Source organism: Mesorhizobium sp. M5C.F.Ca.ET.164.01.1.1 (assembly GCF_004792125.1).
Lineage (GTDB): Bacteria > Pseudomonadota > Alphaproteobacteria > Rhizobiales > Rhizobiaceae > Mesorhizobium > Mesorhizobium wenxiniae.
On sequence record NZ_SRTG01000001.1, the window covers coordinates 911,978 to 930,816 of the forward strand.

The 18,839-nt window shown below is 64.8% G+C and carries 15 protein-coding genes and 1 tRNA gene; 12 read left to right on the forward strand and 4 right to left on the reverse strand.

What is annotated here, in order from left to right; all coding sequences use genetic code 11:
* Positions 1 to 69: 69 nt before the first annotated feature.
* Entirely contained in the window at positions 70 to 876 is an 807-nt protein-coding gene (locus EN807_RS04375) for an undecaprenyl-diphosphate phosphatase (RefSeq protein ID WP_135934022.1), read from the reverse strand.
* Between the two features lie 163 nt (positions 877 to 1,039).
* Between EN807_RS04375 and EN807_RS04380 the strand changes: the two genes are divergently transcribed.
* From EN807_RS04380 to EN807_RS04425, 10 genes are all read left to right on the forward strand, one after another.
* The gene (locus tag EN807_RS04380) at positions 1,040 to 1,732 is read left to right on the forward strand and encodes a glutathione S-transferase family protein (RefSeq protein WP_127313993.1); all 693 of its coding nucleotides are present in this window, start codon (positions 1,040 to 1,042) and stop codon (positions 1,730 to 1,732) included.
* The gene (queG, locus tag EN807_RS04385) at positions 1,713 to 2,873 is read left to right on the forward strand and encodes a tRNA epoxyqueuosine(34) reductase QueG (RefSeq protein WP_135934023.1); all 1,161 of its coding nucleotides are present in this window, start codon (positions 1,713 to 1,715) and stop codon (positions 2,871 to 2,873) included. Before EN807_RS04380 ends, queG begins: the two co-directional genes overlap by 20 nt.
* On the forward strand, positions 2,870 to 3,766 hold the full coding sequence (locus tag EN807_RS04390) for an SDR family oxidoreductase (RefSeq protein WP_135934024.1): 897 nt from the start codon (positions 2,870 to 2,872) through the stop codon (positions 3,764 to 3,766). Before queG ends, EN807_RS04390 begins: the two co-directional genes overlap by 4 nt.
* A 59-nt stretch (positions 3,767 to 3,825) precedes the next feature.
* A complete protein-coding gene (gene mepA, locus EN807_RS04395) occupies positions 3,826 to 4,917 on the forward strand; it encodes a penicillin-insensitive murein endopeptidase (protein WP_135934025.1) in 1,092 nt (363 codons plus the stop codon).
* Between the two features lie 349 nt (positions 4,918 to 5,266).
* Complete coding sequence (locus tag EN807_RS04400; protein ID WP_135934026.1) at positions 5,267 to 6,286, forward strand: glucokinase; 1,020 nt, start codon at positions 5,267 to 5,269, stop codon at positions 6,284 to 6,286.
* Positions 6,287 to 6,500: 214 nt separating this feature from the next.
* A complete protein-coding gene (locus EN807_RS04405) occupies positions 6,501 to 8,354 on the forward strand; it encodes an ABC transporter ATP-binding protein (protein ID WP_135934027.1) in 1,854 nt (617 codons plus the stop codon).
* Positions 8,351 to 9,193: a 4-hydroxy-tetrahydrodipicolinate reductase gene (dapB, locus tag EN807_RS04410; RefSeq protein ID WP_135934028.1), complete on the forward strand. Its 843-nt coding sequence runs from the start codon at positions 8,351 to 8,353 to the stop codon at positions 9,191 to 9,193. Before EN807_RS04405 ends, dapB begins: the two co-directional genes overlap by 4 nt.
* Positions 9,194 to 9,225: 32 nt before the next feature.
* Positions 9,226 to 9,846 (forward strand): 2,3-bisphosphoglycerate-dependent phosphoglycerate mutase, encoded by a 621-nt coding sequence (locus tag EN807_RS04415; RefSeq protein WP_065006477.1) that lies wholly within the window; start codon positions 9,226 to 9,228, stop codon positions 9,844 to 9,846.
* A gap of 66 nt (positions 9,847 to 9,912) precedes the next feature.
* Positions 9,913 to 9,997, forward strand: a tRNA-Leu gene (locus EN807_RS04420).
* Positions 9,998 to 10,372: 375 nt separating this feature from the next.
* Positions 10,373 to 10,612, forward strand: coding sequence for a hypothetical protein (locus tag EN807_RS04425; protein ID WP_127313999.1), 240 nt, complete (start codon positions 10,373 to 10,375; stop codon positions 10,610 to 10,612).
* Between the two features lie 119 nt (positions 10,613 to 10,731).
* Here the strand turns inward: EN807_RS04425 and EN807_RS04430 are convergent, their stop codons facing one another.
* Positions 10,732 to 12,774 carry a BTAD domain-containing putative transcriptional regulator gene (locus EN807_RS04430; RefSeq protein WP_189522346.1) on the reverse strand — a complete coding sequence of 681 codons (2,043 nt, stop codon included), beginning with the start codon at positions 12,772 to 12,774 and terminating at the stop codon, positions 10,732 to 10,734.
* A gap of 238 nt (positions 12,775 to 13,012) precedes the next feature.
* Between EN807_RS04430 and EN807_RS04435 the strand changes: the two genes are divergently transcribed.
* Both EN807_RS04435 and EN807_RS04440 read left to right on the forward strand, forming a co-directional pair.
* On the forward strand, positions 13,013 to 14,101 hold the full coding sequence (locus tag EN807_RS04435; protein WP_135934029.1) for a pyridoxal-phosphate dependent enzyme: 1,089 nt from the start codon (positions 13,013 to 13,015) through the stop codon (positions 14,099 to 14,101).
* A 22-nt stretch (positions 14,102 to 14,123) separates the two neighbouring features.
* A complete protein-coding gene (locus EN807_RS04440) occupies positions 14,124 to 15,620 on the forward strand; it encodes an aspartate aminotransferase family protein (RefSeq protein WP_189522347.1) in 1,497 nt (498 codons plus the stop codon).
* A gap of 156 nt (positions 15,621 to 15,776) precedes the next feature.
* Here EN807_RS04440 and EN807_RS04445 read toward each other — a convergent pair whose 3' ends face one another.
* Positions 15,777 to 17,420, reverse strand: coding sequence for an ABC transporter substrate-binding protein (locus tag EN807_RS04445; RefSeq protein ID WP_135934030.1), 1,644 nt, complete (start codon positions 17,418 to 17,420; stop codon positions 15,777 to 15,779).
* Between the two features lie 415 nt (positions 17,421 to 17,835).
* Positions 17,836 to 18,822, reverse strand: coding sequence for an alpha/beta hydrolase (locus EN807_RS04450; RefSeq protein WP_135934031.1), 987 nt, complete (start codon positions 18,820 to 18,822; stop codon positions 17,836 to 17,838).
* Positions 18,823 to 18,839 lie beyond the last annotated feature (17 nt).

Genomic DNA, 18,839 nt, shown 5'->3' on the forward strand with positions numbered 1-18,839 from the left:
GGTTGAGCTCGGTCGTTCAGAGTGATTGGTCCGACCCTAGGGCGACCGTCCCAAATTAACTGTGCCGCCTTACCCCCAGACGAACAGCGCCGCCAGGCCGACCGTGCCGATGACCAGCCGCCACCAGCCGAACAGCGAATAGCCGTGGCGCGAGACGTAGTTGAGCAGGAAGCGCACGACGATAAGCGCCGCGACGAAGGCCGCGATGAAGCCGGCGGCGATGACGGGCAGATCGGCGCTGGTCAGCACGTTGCGGTTCTTGAAGAGGTCGAAGGCGAAGGCGCCGACCATTGTCGGCATGGCGAGGAAGAAGGAGAATTCTGCAGCCGCGCGTTTGTCGACGCCCAGAAGCAGCGCGCCGACGATCGTCGAGCCGGAGCGCGACGTGCCGGGGATCAGCGAAAGGCACTGGAACAGTCCGATCTGCAGATAGAGCCTGAGCGGAAACCGCTCGACGTCATGGTAGAGCGGCTTCGGCTTGAAGCGATCCACCCACAGCAGGACGACGCCGCCGATGATCAGCATGATACAAATCAGCCTCGGCGATTCAAACAGCACCGTCTTGATGAAGCCATGCCCCAGGGCGCCGATGACAGCCGCCGGCAGGAAGGCGACGAGGATGCCGAGGACGAAATGCCGCGTCACCCGATCACGCGGCAGATCGACCAGCATCTGCCACAGACGATGGAAATAGACGCTGAGGATTGCCAGTATGGCGCCGAGCTGGATCAGGATCTCAAAGGCCTTGCCGGTTGAATGGAAGCCGAGAAAATGGCCCGCAAGCAGGATATGGCCAGTCGACGACACCGGAATGAACTCGGTCATGCCTTCGATCATGCCGAGCAGCAGCGCTTCGACGATGGTCTGGCTTTCCATGGAAACCTCGGCGTTCGAGTGAGGGCTTTGAAGAACGGTTTGCTTGTCATGGCGCGGAACTCCTCCTATAGGTCGCAGCACCCTGACGGCCACCTGAATCGGGGCGGCCAAGACTTACCGGCGCAGCCGGCGATTTGCCAGTGCGCTCTATTATCGCGGGACCATGCTGACGCTTTTCCACCACCCGATGTTCGCCACCTGCCGCTTCGTTCGCCTCGCTTTCGGCGAGTATGGCGAGGAGCTGGCGCTGATCGAGGAAAAGCCGTGGATGCGGCGCAAGGAATTCCTGGCGCTGAACCCGGCCGGCACGCTGCCGATCCTGCTTGCCGAGGGCGACGTGCCGATCGTCGGCGCCATGGTCATCGCCGAATATCTCGACGAGACGCGCGGCGTGCTCAAGCGCGACAAGCGGCTGTTCGCCGAGGACCCGATGGGGCGCGCCGAAATCCGCCGGCTGACCGACTGGTATCTCAACAAGGCCGATAGCGAGGTGACCCGGCATCTGGTGCGCGAGCGCGTGCTGAAGCCGGTCATGCCGGAAACGGCGGGCGGCGGTTCGCCCGATTCGGCAGCGATCCGTGCCGCCCGCGCCAACATCCGCCAGCACATGAAATACACTAACTGGCTGGCCGGCACACGCCAATGGCTGGCCGGCAACAAGGTCACCTATGCCGACCTCGCGGCGGCGGCTGCGCTGTCGGTGCTCGACTATCTCGGCGAGATCGACTGGCGCGAACACGCTGCCGCGCGCGAATGGTATGCACGGGTGAAATCACGGCCATCGTTCCGGCCGCTTTTGTCCGACCGGGTGCGCGGCCTGTCGCCGGTGTCACATTATGCGGACCTCGATTTCTAGAGCGCAAAAGCTGCGCGCGCTGATCGACCGCGAGGCACGGCGCGCCGGTTTCGATGCCGTTGCCGTCACCACGCCCGATGCCATCCCGCTGGCGCCGGCCCGGCTTGCCGAATTCGTCGCCGACGGCTTCCACGGTTCGATGGGCTGGATCGCCGATACTCTCGAGCGCCGCGGCGAGCCGACGGCTCTTTGGCCTGAGGTTCGCTCGATCATTGTGCTGGCGATGAACTACGGCCCCGACCACGACCCGCGCGAGATCCTTGCAAAGCGCGACCGTGGCGCGATCTCGGCCTATGCGCAGAACCGCGACTATCATGACGTCATGAAAGGCCGGCTGAAGGAGATCGCCGGCAAGATCGTTGCGCGCGCCGGCGGCGACGTGAAAGTGTTCGTCGATACTGCTCCGGTGATGGAAAAGCCGCTGGCGGAAGCCGCCGGCCTCGGCTGGCAAGGCAAGCACACCAATCTGGTCAGCCGCGAGCACGGCTCCTGGCTGTTCCTCGGCACCATCTTCACGACGGCCGAGCTTGCGCCCGATACGCCCGAGGACGACCATTGCGGCTCGTGCCGCGCCTGTCTCGACGTCTGCCCGACCGACGCCTTTCCGGCTCCCTACCGGCTCGATGCGCGACGCTGCATCTCCTATCTCACCATCGAGAACAAGGGACCGATCCCGCATGAGTTCCGGGAAAACATCGGCAACCGCATCTATGGCTGCGACGACTGCCTGGCCGCCTGCCCGTGGAACAAGTTTGCTCGGGCGGCATCCGAGGCAAAGCTCGTCGCCCGCGCGGACTTGCGCGAACCGCCGCTCGCCGATCTCTTGGAACTCGACGACGCTGCCTTCCGGTCGTTCTTTAGCGGTTCGCCGATCAAACGCATCGGTCGCGACCGCTTTGTCCGCAATGTGCTGATCGCCGCCGGCAATTCCGGCGAACCCTCGCTCGGCAATGCCGTGCGCGCGCTGCTCGGCGATGCCTCGCCGCTGGTGCGCGGCGCGGCGGTATGGGCGCTGTCGCGGCTTGTGCCAGAGACCGAATTTGCCAAATGTGCCACCGCTGCACTGGAAGCGGAAGGCGACGAGGCCGTGCAACGCGAATGGCGCCTGGCGCTGGCAGACAAAATCGAGGCGCATGCATGAGCGAGAAGCAGATCTTTATTTTCGGCGCCGGCTATTCAGGCAAGGCATTTGCCCGAGCCAACAAGGATGCCGGCCCAATCCTTGGGACGACACGCGCAGCGGAGAAATTCAAAGCGCTGCGGCAAGCTGGAATCCAGCCGCTGCTTTTCGATGGCGCGCTGACACCCGACGCGCTGAAGAAAACAACCCATCTCGTCGTCTCGGTGGCGCCGGAAGAGGCCGGCGACCCGGTGCTGAATGCGGCGCGCGGGACAATCGCGGCAGAGATGCCGGCGCTCGAATGGATCGCCTATCTCTCCACCGTCGGCGTCTATGGCGACCATGGCGGCGGCTGGGTGGACGAGACCGCCGAATGCCGGCCGCTGTCGAAGCGCTCGATGCTGCGTGTCGCCGCTGAGCAGGACTGGCTGAAACTGGGTCGGGATATCGGCCGGCCGGTGGCGATCCTGCGGCTTTCCGGCATTTACGGGCCGGGCCGCAATGCCCTGGTCAATCTGGAAAACGGCACCGCGCGGCGGCTGGTCAAGCCGGGCCAGGTGTTCAACCGCATCCATTGCGACGACATTGCGGGGGCGCTCTGGCATCTGCTCAAGGACAATCGCGGCGGTATCTTCAACGTCACCGACGACCTGCCGGCGCCGCCGCAGGACGTCGTCGCCTATGCCGCGGGGCTGATGGGCGTCACACCGCCGCCCGAGATTCCGTTCGAGACCGCCCAACTTTCGCCCATGGCGCGGTCCTTCTATGGCGAAAACAAGCGTGTCGCCAACACAGCGCTCAAGGCGGCCGGCTATCGCTTCCGCTTTCCCGACTACCGGGCGGCCTTCGACCATATGTGGGCTGACGGCAACTGGCGCGACGGCGAGGCGCGCAGCCCGATGAAACGGTCGTGATCGAAACCGCGCGCCGGGCGTGATATGATTCGACTTAATTCGCAGAGGGGTTCTGCTTCATGAAAACGTTGAAGCGATCATTACCCGGTAGAACGCTGCTGCTGACCGCAGCGCTCGCCGTTCTCGCCCTGACGGGGCTTGCAGCGCGACCCGCAGCGGCCGAGGAACTGGCAAAAAACCTGTTCGGCGCCAAAAAACTGCCGGCCGTGGCTGCGCCGCAGTCGATCGGCTTCTATTCCAAGGGCTGCTTTGCCGGCGGCGTCGCCATTCCCCTGGACGGCCCGAAATGGGAGGTTATGCGGCCTTCGCGCAACCGCCGCTGGGGCCATCCGACAATGATCGCGCTGATCGAGAAACTGTCGCGCGACGCCGCGGCCGACGGCTGGCCCGGCCTGTTGGTCGGCGACATTTCGCAGCCGCGCGGCGGCCCGATGCTGAGCGGCCATGCATCGCACCAGATCGGCCTCGACGCCGACATCTGGCTGACGCCGATGCCCGACCGCAAGCTTTCGATCGAGCAGCGCGAAAACATGAGCGCCACCTTGCTTGTCGACGAAAAGACCCACCTGGTGAAAGATGCGCTCTGGGTTCCGGCGCATATGCGGCTCCTGAAGCGCGCGGCAAGCTACGCGGATGTCGAGCGCATCCTGGTCAATCCGGGCATCAAGAAGAAGCTCTGCGACACGGTGAAAGGCGACCGCGCATGGCTGCGCAAGGTCAGGCCGTTCTGGGGCCACGACTATCACTTCCACATTCGCATCGGCTGCCAGCCCGGCTCGCCCAATTGCAAAGCGCAGGAAAACACGGCGCCCGGCGAGGGCTGCGACCAGTCGCTGGCATGGTGGTTCACCGAGGAACCGTGGCGTCCCAACAAGAACCCGGATAGACCGAAAGCGCGCGACGTGATGACCATGGCGAGCCTGCCCGCAGCATGTCAGGCCGTGCTCGATGGGCCAGATCCGGCTTCGGCGGAGGCGGTCACCTATTATGGCGACGGCGTGCCGGTCGCGACTGCACCCGTTCTCACAAAGGCTCCATCGCCGGCGCGGGCATCCGCAAGCGGCGCGGCGGCGCTCCCGGCCTCAGTCAGCGCCTTCGCGGCAACGCCCGAGATCGGCATTCCGCTGCCTCGGCCGCGGCCGGGGAACTGACGCGATATTAGGAAAGGCGGTCGATCGATCGTCTGGAATCCTGCTCTGCGAAGGCGTTCAACGCAGCAGCGCTCGAAGATCGCGGCATGGATACTAGGGTCTCCGCGACGTCGCTTCGCTCCTGCTCCGCCCTAGGATCCATGCCGATACAGTGGTCGAGGAGTGCAGCGATCCGGGTTGCCCGCAGGCATGCCTTCGTACCCGGTTCGGCCTGACCTGAGGCCACATCCGACCCATCCTGCTCCGAATCCTGGCCGCCTCATTTCGAAAACCGATTTCCCTTTCCCGGGTCATGCGCTAGTCAACGAAAGAACGGCGGAACGCCACTTGAACCGGGACGGACGAGAGCATGCCAGGCGACGACGACACAGCGCTGCAGTTTCCGGTCCTGATCGGCGACATTGGCGGCACCAATGCGCGCTTTTCGATCGTGCTCGACGCGAACTCGGAACCAACCGAACCACAGATCGTCCAGACCGCCAATTTCAAGACGATCGACGAGGCGATCCAGACGGCGGTGCTCGACCGCTCGCCGGTCCGACCCAACTCCGCCGTGCTGGCGGTGGCCGGCCCGGTCGACAGCGACGAGATCCCGCTCACCAATTGCCCATGGATCGTCAAACCGAGACAGATGTTCGCCAGCCTCGGCGTCAGCGACGTCGTGGTGCTCAATGATTTCGAGGCACAGGCGCTGGCTGTCGTCGCGCTCGGCGAAGAGCATATGGAGAAGATCGGCGGCGACGCGCCGGAACCGAATTCGGGGCGGGTGGTGCTCGGTCCGGGGACCGGGCTCGGCGTAGCTGGGCTCGTCTATGCGCTGGATCACTGGATACCGGTGCCCGGCGAGGGCGGCCATATGGATATCGGACCGCGCTCGCCGCGCGATTTCGAGGTCTTTGTTCATATCGAGAAACTCGACGGCCGCATCTCCGGCGAACAGATCCTGTCCGGCCGCGGCCTGGTCAATGCCTATCGGGCGGTCGCCAAGGCGGACGGCAAGCCGGCCCCCTTCACCACGCCGGCCGAGGTCACCGCCGCGGCATTGGCCAAGTCAGATCCAGTGGCCGAGGAAGCGCTGTCGATGTTCGTTACCTGCCTCGGGCGCACCGCCGGCGACCTTGCGCTGGTGTTCATGAGCCGCGGCGGCGTCTTCCTGACCGGCGGCATTGCGCAGAAAATCCTGCCGGCGCTGAAAACCGGCAATTTCCGCACCGCCTTCGAGGATAAGGCGCCGCACAGCGAGCTGATGCGCACCATGCCCGTCTATGTGATCACCCATCCGCTGGCAGCGCTTTCCGGCCTTGCCGCCTATGCCAGAAACCCGTCGCTGTTCGGCGTCCAGACGGCAGGACGGCGCTGGCGGGCCTGACCCCACGAAGTTTTGCCGGCCTCTGCCATAGGCAAGCCGCCACTAGGGCGCTAAGAGGATTGCCGAATGATGCCTGTCGCGCAAAAGTGTGTAGCGGTTTTGCGATCACGACATGCATAAAACATAACCTAAAGCGCGTCGCATGAGGCCGGCCGAACGCGACGCGCTTTAGCCCGGCCGCGGAGCCGAACCGACATCACGGAACGATCCCGACTTGAACCAGTCGCCAAACCACCAAGCCAAAGCCCGGCCCGGCGAGATCGTGGCGGTGATCCGCCGCATCATCGCCGAGAACAGCCGCGACTATCGCTGGTATTATGTTCTGGCCGTTCTCTGCCTGGTGACGGTTGCCGTCACGACCGCCTTCACCGCCTGGATCATGAAGGATGTCGTCGACCAGATCTTCTACGAGCAGCGCGGCGATCTCATCGCGCTGATCTGCGTGTCAATCCTGGGCGCCTTCATGCTGCGCGGGCTGGCCACCTACGGCCAGGCCGTGACACTGGCCAGAATCGGCAACAATCTGGTGGCGCGCTACCAGCGCCGCATCTTCGCTCATCTGATGAAGCTCGGCATCGGTTTCTTCAACGACACGCGCTCGGGACGGCTGGCCGCCCAGATCAACGAGAACGTCAACGGCATCCGCGACCTGCTGTCGATGACGCTGACATCCGTGGCACGCGACGCCGTATCGCTGATCGCGCTGATCGGCGTCATGATCTGGCAGGATCCGATGCTGTCCCTGATGTCGCTGCTGATCGGGCCGCCGCTGATCTACACCGTCGTCTACCTGACCCGCAGAATAAGGCGCGCCACGCGCGAAGCCGTGCAGATCAACTCGCGGCTGATCGGCGCCATGCAGGAAGCGACGCAAGGCATCGCCATCGTCAAGGCCTTTACGCTGGAGGACGAGCTGTCGCGCCGCATCAGCGGCCTTGTCGACGGTGCCGAGCAGCGGGCAAACCGCATCGCCCGCGTCTCGGAACGATTGACGCCGATCTCCGAAATGCTGGCCGGCTTCGCCGTCGCCGGCGTCATTGCCTATTCCGGCTACCGGGCAGCCGTCGGCGGCCAGCCGCCTGGCGCGGTCTTTGCCTTCATCACCGCCCTGCTGCTCGCTTACGATCCGGCCCGGCGGCTGGCGCGCATGCAGGTCGGCATGGAACGGGCGCTGGTCAATGCCCGCATGATCTACGAGCTGCTCGACCTCGAGCCGCAGCAAGGCGACGCGCCCGGAGCGGCCGAAGCGAAGATCCCCAGGGGCGAGGTGCGCTTCAACAACGTGTCGTTCGGCTATGTCGCCGACGCACCAGTGCTGCAGGACCTTAGCTTCATTGCCGCCGCCGGCAAGATGACGGCCATCGTCGGCGCCTCGGGCGCCGGCAAGTCGACGCTGGTGGCGCTTCTGCAGCGTTTCCACGATGTCGAGGCGGGCAGCATCGAGGTCGACGGCCAGGACATTTTAGAGGTGACCAAGCAGTCGCTGCGCCGCTCTATCGCCTATGTCTCGCAGCAGCCCTATCTGTTCGAAGGCACTATTCGTGACAACATCCGCTACGGGCGGCTGAGCGCCAGCGACGCCGAGATCGAACTGGCGGCACAACAGGCCGAGGCCGATGGCTTCATCCGCCAGCAGCCGCTAGGCTATGACACCCCTGTCGGTGAGGGCGGCGTGACGCTGTCGGGCGGCCAGCGCCAGCGCCTGTCGATCGCCCGCGCCATCGTCCGGCAGGCGCCGATCCTGCTGCTCGACGAGGCGACCTCGGCGCTCGACAACGAGGCCGAAGCGCGCGTCCAGCAGGCGCTGACCAAGGTGATGCAAGGGCGCACGACCATCGTCATCGCGCACCGGCTGTCGACGGTGGTCAATGCCGACCACATCATCGTGCTGGAACAGGGCCGGATGGTCGAGCAAGGCGCGCATGCCTCGCTGATGGCAGACCCGCACAGCGTATATGCCCGGTTCCACCGGGTGCAGGGCAACAAGGGGCTGGGGCTTGTCGACGACGGCAAGCCAATCCAAACTCCGCTGCGGCGCGCGAAAAAAGCGGTTGGGAGAAATTTATGAGCGGTACGGCCACAAACGACCCCCCCGTCAATGAAATGGGCCTGGTGGTGGTCGGCGCGGCCGGCCGGATGGGCCAGGCGCTGATCCGCGCCATCCACACCATCCCGGGCGCCCGCGTCGCGGGCGCGATCGAGCGGGCCGGCTCGCCGCATCTCGGCAAGGATGCCGGCGAGCTTGCCGGCATCGGCAATATCGGCGTGACGATCGGCGACGATCCGCTGCCGGCCTTCGCCAAGGCCGACGGCGTGCTCGATTTCACGAGCCCGGCAGCGACGGTCGAATTCGCCGGCTATGCGGCGCAGGCGCGCATCGCCCATGTCATCGGCACCACCGGCTGCTCGGCGGACGACAATGCCAAAATCGCGGCGGCGGCGCGCCACGCGACGGTGGTCAAGTCAGGCAATATGAGCCTCGGCGTCAATCTGCTGGCGGTGCTGGTCGAGCAGGCGGCGCGCGCGCTCGATGCCGACGATTTCGACATCGAGATCCTGGAAATGCATCACCGGCACAAGGTCGACGCACCCTCGGGCACCGCGCTGCTGCTCGGCGAAGCCGCCGCCACTGGGCGCGCCATCGACCTCGACGGGAACAGCGTGCGGTCTCGCGACGGCCATACCGGCGTGCGAAAAACGGGCTCGATCGGCTTCGCCACGCTGCGCGGCGGCTCGGTGGTCGGCGACCACTCCGTGATGCTGGCCGGCACCGGCGAGCGCATCACGCTCGCCCATCACGCCGAGGACCGGGCGATCTTTGCCCGCGGCGCGGTCAAGGCCGCACTGTGGGCGCGCGGCAGGAAGCCGGGACTGTATTCGATGCGCGACGTGCTCGGACTCGCCTGAGACGATCTGATCCACAAACTGAAGGAGCAAAAATGTCGGGAACTCTCGTGCTCGTACGCCATGGCCAGAGCGAATGGAATCTGAAGAATCTTTTCACCGGCTGGCGCGACGTCGACCTGACCGAGCTGGGCCACGCCGAGGCCAAGGCGGCGGGAGCCAAGCTGAAGGCGCGCGGCATGAAATTCGACGTCGCCTTCACGTCGTCGCTGATCAGGGCGCAGAAGACCTGCCAGCACATCCTCGACGCGGTCGGCCAGAGCGATCTCGAGACCATTCGCGACCAGGCGCTGAACGAGCGCGACTATGGCGACCTCTCCGGCCTCAACAAGGACGATGCGCGCAAGAAATGGGGCGAGGACCAGGTGCATGTCTGGCGCCGCTCCTACGACGTGCCGCCGCCGGGCGGCGAAAGCCTGAAGGACACCGGCGCGCGCGTCTGGCCCTATTATCTGCACGACCTGCAGCCGCATGTGTTGCGCGGCGGCACCGTGCTGGTGGCGGCGCACGGCAATTCGCTGCGCGCGCTGATCATGGCGCTGGACGGCAAGTCGGGCGAGGAGATTGTCAGACTGGAGCTCGGCACCGGCGTCCCGGTCATCTATAAGCTCAACGCCGATTCCACCGTGGCTTCGAAGGAAGTGCTGGAGGACTGAGTCGGCGAGCGGGTTTCAAAAAGCGCGTTGACACTCACCCCTTGCCCGCCTAAAGAGCCCGCACCAGCCCAGATGGCGGAATTGGTAGACGCGCACGGTTCAGGTCCGTGTTCCGCAAGGAGTGGAGGTTCGAGTCCTCTTCTGGGCACCAAATTGCTGTTTCGAACTGTTTGACATGGTTCAGAGACCCTCAGAAAAAGCCCGGTTTGTCCGGGCTTTTTTGTTGTCTGGTTGTCCGTCGGCGTCCAATGGGGTTTGTTTCGTCCGACATGATCGTAAAAACGGTGGCCCTGCTGACCGGGAAGGCTGCCTGATGGCGATGCGCCGGCGCGTTTCGCATTCTTCTGTTGCCAGTCGCCCGCCTGGCTGTGGCGATCAGCCTGATTCAGAAGCTCCGAGAAAAGCCCGGCCGACCACAGCTTGCCTCAACCAAGCGCCATCATCGTGATTGGCACATTCGGGTGTTAGCTGTACCATTCCTACGCCGGTCGTCGACGTGGCGTGTTCCGGCGAGGGAGAAATGTCCATGTTACGATCAATTTCGCTTGCAGTTTTCCTGGCGGTCGTTCCTGCGACAGCCTTTGCAAATTCATGCCCGACCACTATGGCCGCGATCGACGCGGCGTTGCCGACCGCGACGCTAGCCGAGGCCGATAAGACCAAAGTCAAGGAACTGCGCGCCCAGGGCGAGAAATTGCACGCCGCCGGCGATCACGCAGGATCAGAGGCTGCCCTCAACCAAGCCAAGACGATGCTCGGCATATAGCTGCGATCAACGCGGCTTTCCTGGCCGATTTTCTTGGCTGATTGCCGGGCTTTTGTTCGGTTGTCGGCCGTTGAGGATCGCGGCCTTGACCGGTTGAAGCAGGCCCGGGCTGGGTTGGATCAGCCCAGGCCGATGCGCTTGGCACCTAGCCGGAACATGGCCTCGGCGTCCGGCTCGAAGCGGAAGGTGCCGATGAAATCGTCGGCGCAGTAGTTCGGCAGCGTCTTGCGCAGCGCGGCGGAAAAGTTTCGCGCTTCGTCGATCCGCCCCGCCAGCGCAAGGCAGTGGGCGGCGATCGCCAGGATGATGGCATGGGCGTTGGGACGGGCGGCTGCCTTCAGCGCCCATTCGGCAGCCTCGTCGAACTGGCCGAGGCGGACATGCGCCATCGCCCTGGCGCCAAGCATGCCGAACAGCAGCGGATCGAACGGGCTCAGATGGCGCGAGTGATCGGATGAACCGATCGCCGCGTTCGGATCACCCGACTGCGAGTGTACAAACGAAAGCGCGTAGTGGCCGAGCGCAAAATTCGGGCTGAGGTCGACGGCCCGTTCCAGCTCGAGCAGGGATCCGTCCTGCTCGCCGCGCAGCCACAGCGCCCGGCCCATGGCCCAGTGGGCGGCCGGATTGTGATCGTCGACCAGAAGACTTTGGCCGGCCGCCTCGAAGGCGAGCGCGCTTTCCCTGTCGCGGTCTCCCCAGCGCTGAAAGGCGTTCTGCCAATGGGTGAACGACAGGCCGGCATAGGCACGGGCGAAGGTCGGATCCAGCTTCAGGGCCATGTCGAAGAAATGCCGGGCCTGTTCGTTTTCCGTGCGGGTGAAGCGATACATATGCCAGAGGCCGCGATGGTAGGCCTCCCAGGCATTCAGCGAGTTGGGCGCTTTCAGCATGGCGCGGTTGCGCTCGACCATCTCGATCTCGGCCGAGATCGACGAGACTATGCTGTTGCCGATCTCGTCGAGGACGGCAAAGATGTCGTCCGGCCTGCGTTCGAACGTCTCGGCCCAGACGATCCTGGCCGTGCGCACGTCGACAAGTTCGACGCTGACGACGACGGGGCCTGCCTGGCTGCGCACGGTGCCGGTGGCGACATAGTCGACGTTGAGCCGCCGGCCGGCATCTTCCGGCGCGATGTTTTTTTCCGCCAGCGCAAAGACCGAGCCGCGGGCGATGACGAAGAAATCCCTGAGCTTGGCCAAGCGGGTGATGATGTCGTGGGTGAGGCCGTCAGCCAATCCACCGCGAGGGCCGCCACGAGGGTCGCCGACAGCCGCCTCCTCGACAAACGGCATTATCGCGAGCGAGGCCTTGCACGATGCAGCAACTCCGGAATCGGGCAGCACAATTGACGCTTGCGGGGCCGCGGGCACGAGTGCCAGTCGCGCCCGGAGTGTCGCAGCAGTTCGTTCGCTGCGGATCGTTCGCCATGCCTCACGAACGGGTCCAAAATCCAGATCTTCCGAAGCAAACAGCTGCGCCGCAGAAGCGAGATGCTCCTCACAGGCGGCGATCTGGCCGCGCCGTGCGAGCCCTGCCAGAAGAGCCACATGCGCGCGCCCGTCGAAGGGAGCGAGTTCCACCCACCTTTCCAGATGCGCGGACATTTCGTCGGCATCCGCCGGGAGCTTGCTGACGAGATGTTCCAGAATGGCGGCGTGCCACGAGCTGAAGCGGCGGCGTTGCGCGATCAGCCAGCTGTTGAAATGCGGGCTGCGGTCGATCTCCAGCCCGTCGAGGAAATCGCCGACGAATAGTCCGGACAAGGCCTGCAGCCGCTCCAGATCAAGCGTCTCGATTCCTCTAGCGGCGGCCGAGGCGATGTCGATCGCGTCGACGGAAACGCCTTTCAGATCAAGGGCGATCATGTCGCCAGGCGTTTCGATCCTGTGGCGATCCGGTTCGTCGAGAACGCCCCTGAGCTTGCTGAGGCACCAGCGAAGCTCGCCCCTCGGATCGTTCGGAACATCCCACAAAAGCTCGCACAAACGGCTGCGACCGACGGCATGCGGCGCAAGCGCCAGATAGGCGAAGAGCGCGCGCAACTTGCGCGATGCCGGTAGCTGCACCGTGGCGCCGTCGCGGATGACCGTCAGCGGTCCGAGCAGCCGCACGGACAGCCCGGCCGTTGCGCTGTCGAGGCTCGATCGAGCGGATTCCACGTGCGTTTCCACGCTTGCTCCCACGCTGGCCAGTTGTCCTCTGTTCTACCATCGAAAGCGATAGAGTGCATCCGGCAACGAATTTCCGCGCCGGCTGCCGGCATTGCCCTTTTCCGGGCCACATGCCGGCAAGGCAACCGTACCGCGGCAAGGTCTCGAAACCTCGCCGCCCAAGCCGCCGGTTTGTAACCGGTTCGTGACGACGACAACTCGCGACAACAAAAAGAGGAGAACAGACATGTTGCAGCAACGGAAAATCAGGACCACGGCTGGCCGTGGCCGCCTGTTCGACAGCATTGTCGACACGGTCGGCGATACGCCGGTGATCAGGGTCAACAATCTCGGCCCCGACCACGTGACGATCTATGTGAAGGCCGAGTTCTTCAATCCGGCGGCGTCGGTGAAGGACCGGCTGGCGCTCAACATCATCGAGGAGGGCGAGCGCAGCGGCGCCTTGAAGCCGGGCCAGACCGTCGTCGAGGCGACCAGCGGCAACACCGGCATCGGGCTGGCGATGGTCTGTGCGCAGAAGGGCTATCCGCTGGTGGTGACGATGGCCGACAGTTTCTCCATTGAGCGCCGCAAGCTGATGCGCATGCTAGGCGCCAAGGTGGTGCTGACGCCGCGCGCCCAGAAGGGTTTTGGCATGTACAACAAGGCGGTCGAGCTCGCCGAGGCCAACGGCTGGTTCCTGGCCCGCCAGTTCGAGACCAAGGCCAATGCCGCCATTCACGAGGCGACGACGGCGCGAGAGATCATCAACGACTTCGCCGGATCGCGGCTCGACTGCTTCGTCACCGGCTACGGAACGGGCGGCACCGTCGTCGGTGTCGGGCGCGTGCTGCGCCGTGAGCGTCCCGAAACCCGGATCGTGCTGGCCGAACCCGCCAACGCCCAGCTCATCGGCAGCGGCAAGGCGCAGGAGCGCGGCGCCGACGGCGCGCCGGCCGCCAGCCATCCGGCGTTCGAGCCGCACCCGATCCAGGGCTGGACGCCGGATTTCATTCCCAACGTGTTGCAGGAGGCGGTCGACGCCAGCCTCTATGACGAGGTGGTGCCTGTTCCCGGGCCCGAGGGCATCAAATGGGCCAAGGCGCTGGCGCAAAAGGAAGGGATTTTCACCGGCATCTCCGGCGGAGCCACTTTTGCGGTGGCGCGCCAGATCGCGGAAAAAGCCGCACCCGGCTCGGTGATCCTATGCATGCTTCCCGACACCGGCGAACGCTACATGACGACGCCGCTGTTCGACGGCATCGAAGCCGAGATGGACGCGGAGGAGATCGCGCTGTCGCGGTCGACGCCGGGCTGCCAGTTCCCGGCCGAATGATTGCGCATCGGGAGCGACGCGGATGGACGCCATGCTGAAGGCCGCCGGCACTGCCGGTATGGTTGCCGAAGAAACGCTCGACCCGGTCGACTGGGCCGATGTGCAGGCGCTGTCGCACCGGATCGTCGACGATGCCGTCGACTATCTGCGCGATGTCCGGGAACGCCCGGTGTGGCGGGACATGCCGGCGGAGGTGAGGGAATTCTTCGCGGCACCGCTGCCGCGGTCGCCTCAGCCGCTCGCCCAAGTCTATGGCGAGGTCACCGACAAGGTGATGGTCTATCCGATGGGCAACATCCATCCGCGCTTCTGGTCCTGGTATATGGGATCGAGCAATTTCACCGGGGCGCTCGGTGATTTCCTGGCGGCGATTCAGGGCTCCAACCTTGGCGGCGGCAACCATGCCGCCGCGCTGATGGACAGCCAGGTCGTCGACTGGTGCAAGCAGATGATGGGCTTTCCCCAATCGGCCAGCGGCACGCTGGTCAGCGGCGGCTCGATGGCCAACATCATCGGCCTGACGGTGGCACGCAACACCAAGGCGGGCATCGACGTGCGCGAGCATGGCGTTGCCGCCATCGAGAAGCCGCTGCGTTTCTATGGCTCGGATCAGCTTCACTCCTGCCACCGCAAGGCGATGGAAGCACTCGGCCTTGGCAACAATGCGCTGCGCCGTATCCCGACCGACGCCGGATTGCGGATCGACATCGAGGCCCTGCGGGCGGCGATCACCGAAGATCGTGCGGCCGGGTTCAAGCCGGCGTGCATCATCGGCAATGCCGGCACGGTGAACACCGGAGCGATCGACAATCTGCAGGCGCTTGCAAAGCTGGCGCATGAGGAAGACGTCTGGTTCCATGTCGACGGCTGCATCGGCGCGTTGATCGCCATCGCGCCAGAGAATGCTCATCGCGTCGCCGGTATCGAATGGGCCGATTCGGTCGCACTCGATCCGCACAAATGGCTGCATGCGCCGTTCGAGGTGGGCTGCGCGCTGGTGCGGGATGCTTCAGCGCATCGCAAAACCTTCGCGGTCACGCCGGAATATCTGGAATCGACGCCGCGCGGCCTCGCCTCCGGACACTGGCTGCATGATTACGGCCTGCAGACGTCACGTGGTTTTCGCGCGCTGAAAGTGTGGATGGCGCTGAAGGAGCACGGCATCGAGAAGTTCGGCCGCCTGATCGACCAGAACATCGCGCAGGGACATTATCTCGGCACGCTGATCGAGGCCGAGCCGCTGCTGGAACTCGTCGCGCCACCGAGCATCAACATCGTCTGTTTCCGCTACCGCGGCGACGGGCTGGCCAGCAAGGCCCTGAAGGCGGTCAACACCGAGATCATGCTGAGGCTGCAGGAGGAAGGCATCGCCGCCCTTTCGGATACGACGGTGCACGGCCAGCATTGCCTCAGGGTAGCGATCAACAACTACCGCACCCGGCGCGAGGACCTGGACCTGCTGGTGCGGGAAATAGTGCGGCTTGGGCAGGAGATACTAAGGCTTGGCGTCGCCGGCTAAGGGCCGTCAAACAAAGGCAATCGCTTCAGACAAATCACAGCGCCCAATTCGTGTGGATGATCGACTGTTGATGTCGGCGCTGCCCCTCACCTGCCTGCCGGCAGGTGAGGGGCAGCGCAAACCTGAAACCACTTTCCCTGTGCCCCGCAACGAGGATCACGCGTCAAGCCAGACCTTCTCGAAATGCTGCTCGAGCGACTGGTGCTGCTCGCAGCCGTGCACGCCTTTGCGGAACGTGCGGTAGACCGAGCGCCAGTAGGGCTGGATGATGACGCCGGAGTCGCGCAAATTCTGTTCAATCTTGGCCATGATCTCCTTGCGGGCGCCCGCGTCGGGTGTGGCCAGCGACTTGTCGAGCAAGGCGTCGAACTCCGGATTGGCGTAGGCGGTCTCGTTCCACGCGGCGCCGGATCTGTAGGCCAGCGCCAGCACCTGGACGCCCAGCGGCCGGCCGAGCCACTCGGTGCAGGAGAAAGGATATTTGCTCCAGTCGTTCCAGAACGTCGCCGCCGGCAACACGGTGCGTTTGACCTTCAGCCCAGCGTCGCGCATCTGCGCGGCGATGGCGTCGCCGGTGTTCTTCTGCCAGTCGACATCGACGGAGATGAGCTCGAATTCGTGGTCTGACTTGCCGGCCTCGGCAAGCAACGCCTTGGCTTGATCGACATTGCGGACGGCCGGGCCGATATCGGCGTATTCGGCATGCATCGGCCCAACATGGTGGTTCTCGGCCGGCTTGCCCCTGTCGTCCATGCCGATCTTCAGGATTGCGGCATTGTCGACCGCGAGCTGGGCGGCGCGCCGCACCCTGATGTCGTCATAGGGTGGATTTCCGACGTTGAAGCGCGCGACGATGGTCGAGCCGGTGGCAAGCTCCGAATTGCTCAGATCCATGGCGTCGGTTTGCGACACCGTATCGGCGGCGGTTTCGTGGTTGGTGTCGATCTCGCCCGATTCGAAGGCCGAGAACATCGCATTGGGATCGGAGCCGTAGTCGACCCATTGGATACCGTCGAGCCAGAAGTCGCCTTTCCACCATGGCTTGTCCTTGCGGCGGACCTCGGCGCCAACCTCGGCGTCCCACGCCACCAATTCGCAAGGTCCAGTGGTGATCGCCAGCGCCTTCAGCGGATCGCCTTCGCCATCGTAGCTGCGATGCATGATCAGCGCCGGATAGTCGGTCAAGCCGGCAATCAGCGAAATGTCGGGCTTCGGCAGATTGAGCCGGACGGTAAAGTCGTCGACACGCTCGATGCCGCCGTCGATCGGTTTCTTGGTGGCGGCGTCGACCAGCGCGCCCATGCGCTCGGCGACCGAATTGCCGGCAACGCTCGCATCGCACCAGCGCGTCAGGTTGTGGACGACGTCGTCGGCGTTGAAGGGGTCGCCGTTCGACCAGGTGATGCCCTTGCGGACATGCAGCGTCAGCACGCGGGCGTCGTCACTGGTCTCCCAGCTCTCGAGCAACCACGGCTCGAAGGTGAAATCGCGATTCCAGCGCACCAGATATTCGTTGCACTGGCGGGCGACGTTGGACATCTCGACGCCGTCGAAGGTGCGCGGATCCTTCCAGCCCTTGACGTTCATGGCGACGCGCAGGACGCCGCCGCGCCTCGGCTCTTCGGCCGCCCTGGCAGGCGAGGGCGCAAGGCCGCCGAGCGCCAGCGCGCCGGCGGCGCTGACGCCAAGTGCGGCCATGGTGGCAAGATACTCGCGCCGGTTCATGCCGCCCTTCTTGAAGCCGTCGGCGACGGGCTCGGCCTGCGGATGCAACGCTCTGTCGGTCAGCATGAACTTCATCGTCGAATCCTCCCTGTCGGCGCCCGGTCGACCGCGTCGCGGGGGCGGATGCGGTCGGCCGGCGCGCCTTTGGCCATGGGGCAATGATAGTGCGGGCTTGAGTGGGGAAGTGTTCGGGTTTCCGCAGTTGTTGTGCGCTGTTCCGCAGGGGCAATGAAACAGAGAGGGTCAATATGAGGCAGTTGAGTCAGACAAAAGTGGGCATCGACTCATATTGGAAATGATCAACTGTTGATTTCGGCGCTGCTCCTCAACCCCCTGCCGGGACCTTCTCCCCGTGAAGGAGGGGGAGAGGGGGCTTGGCCGCAACGTTGGCGATCCTCTCTCCCCGTTGTTCACGGGGAGAGGGTAAGGGGTGAGGGGCAGCGCCAACGCTCCGGTAAGGGCGAAGGGGGAAATCACACCAGCCTTGTCACTACAACCACTCGCCCTTGCCAAGCGTGGCGATGGCGGCGACGATGCGGGTGAACGCCTCGCGGGCCCGCGGCACGGTTTTGCGGGCGCGCAGGAAACTGTGCACGAGGCGCGGCTCTTCGCACCACCAGGCGCGACCGCCGGCGGCAAGGATGCGGTCGCGATAGGCTTCGCCGTCCGACGACAGCGGGTCGTATTGCGCGGTGACGACGACCGTCGGCGGCAGGCCGGAGAAATCGCAGTCGCGCAGCGGCAGGAAGGTCGGGTCGGCCGGTGACTGTGTCTTGCCGGAGCGGACCTGCCTGTAAAATTCGATGTCGCTGAGCGTCAGCAGCGGCGCCTCGGCGTGCTCGACATAGGAGCCGGCGCTGTCTTTGCCGCCTGGCTCCTGACCGCCCAGATCGGGATAGATCAGCACCTGGCCGATTGCGGGGCGAGGATGATGGCGCGTCGCATGCGCCACCCCAGCGGCAAGATTGCCGCCGGCGCTCTCGCCGCACAGCACGATGGGCAGGCCGGCTGTCGCCGCCGCCCATTCGAACACCGCCAGCGCATCTTCGAAGGCGGCCGGATGCAGATGTTCGGGTGCCAGCCGGTAGTCGGCGGACAGCACGGCAAAGCCGGTGTCACCGCAGATCTCGGCGCAGATGTCGTCATGGCTGTCGAGCCCGCCAAGCACGAAGCCGCCGCCGTGATAATAGACGACCATCGCTTGCGGCGCCTTGCCCGCGAGCTGGTAGCGCCGGATCGGGATCGCATGGCTGCCGGCGGCAACCGTGCCGTCGCTGGCTTCGACACCTGCGGGAAAGCCTGCGTGGAACGCCCGGCACATCGCGTCATAGACCGACCGCTGCTTGTCGACCGGCAGGTCCATGCCGGGCGGATACCATGCATTGACCCGGTCGATATAGGTCCACAGCGCCGGGTCGAGCAGCGTCGCGTATTTTCCGCGCTTTGCTGTTTCGGGCTCATCGACAGTCGTGGCCATCCTTCCGGACCCTTGTT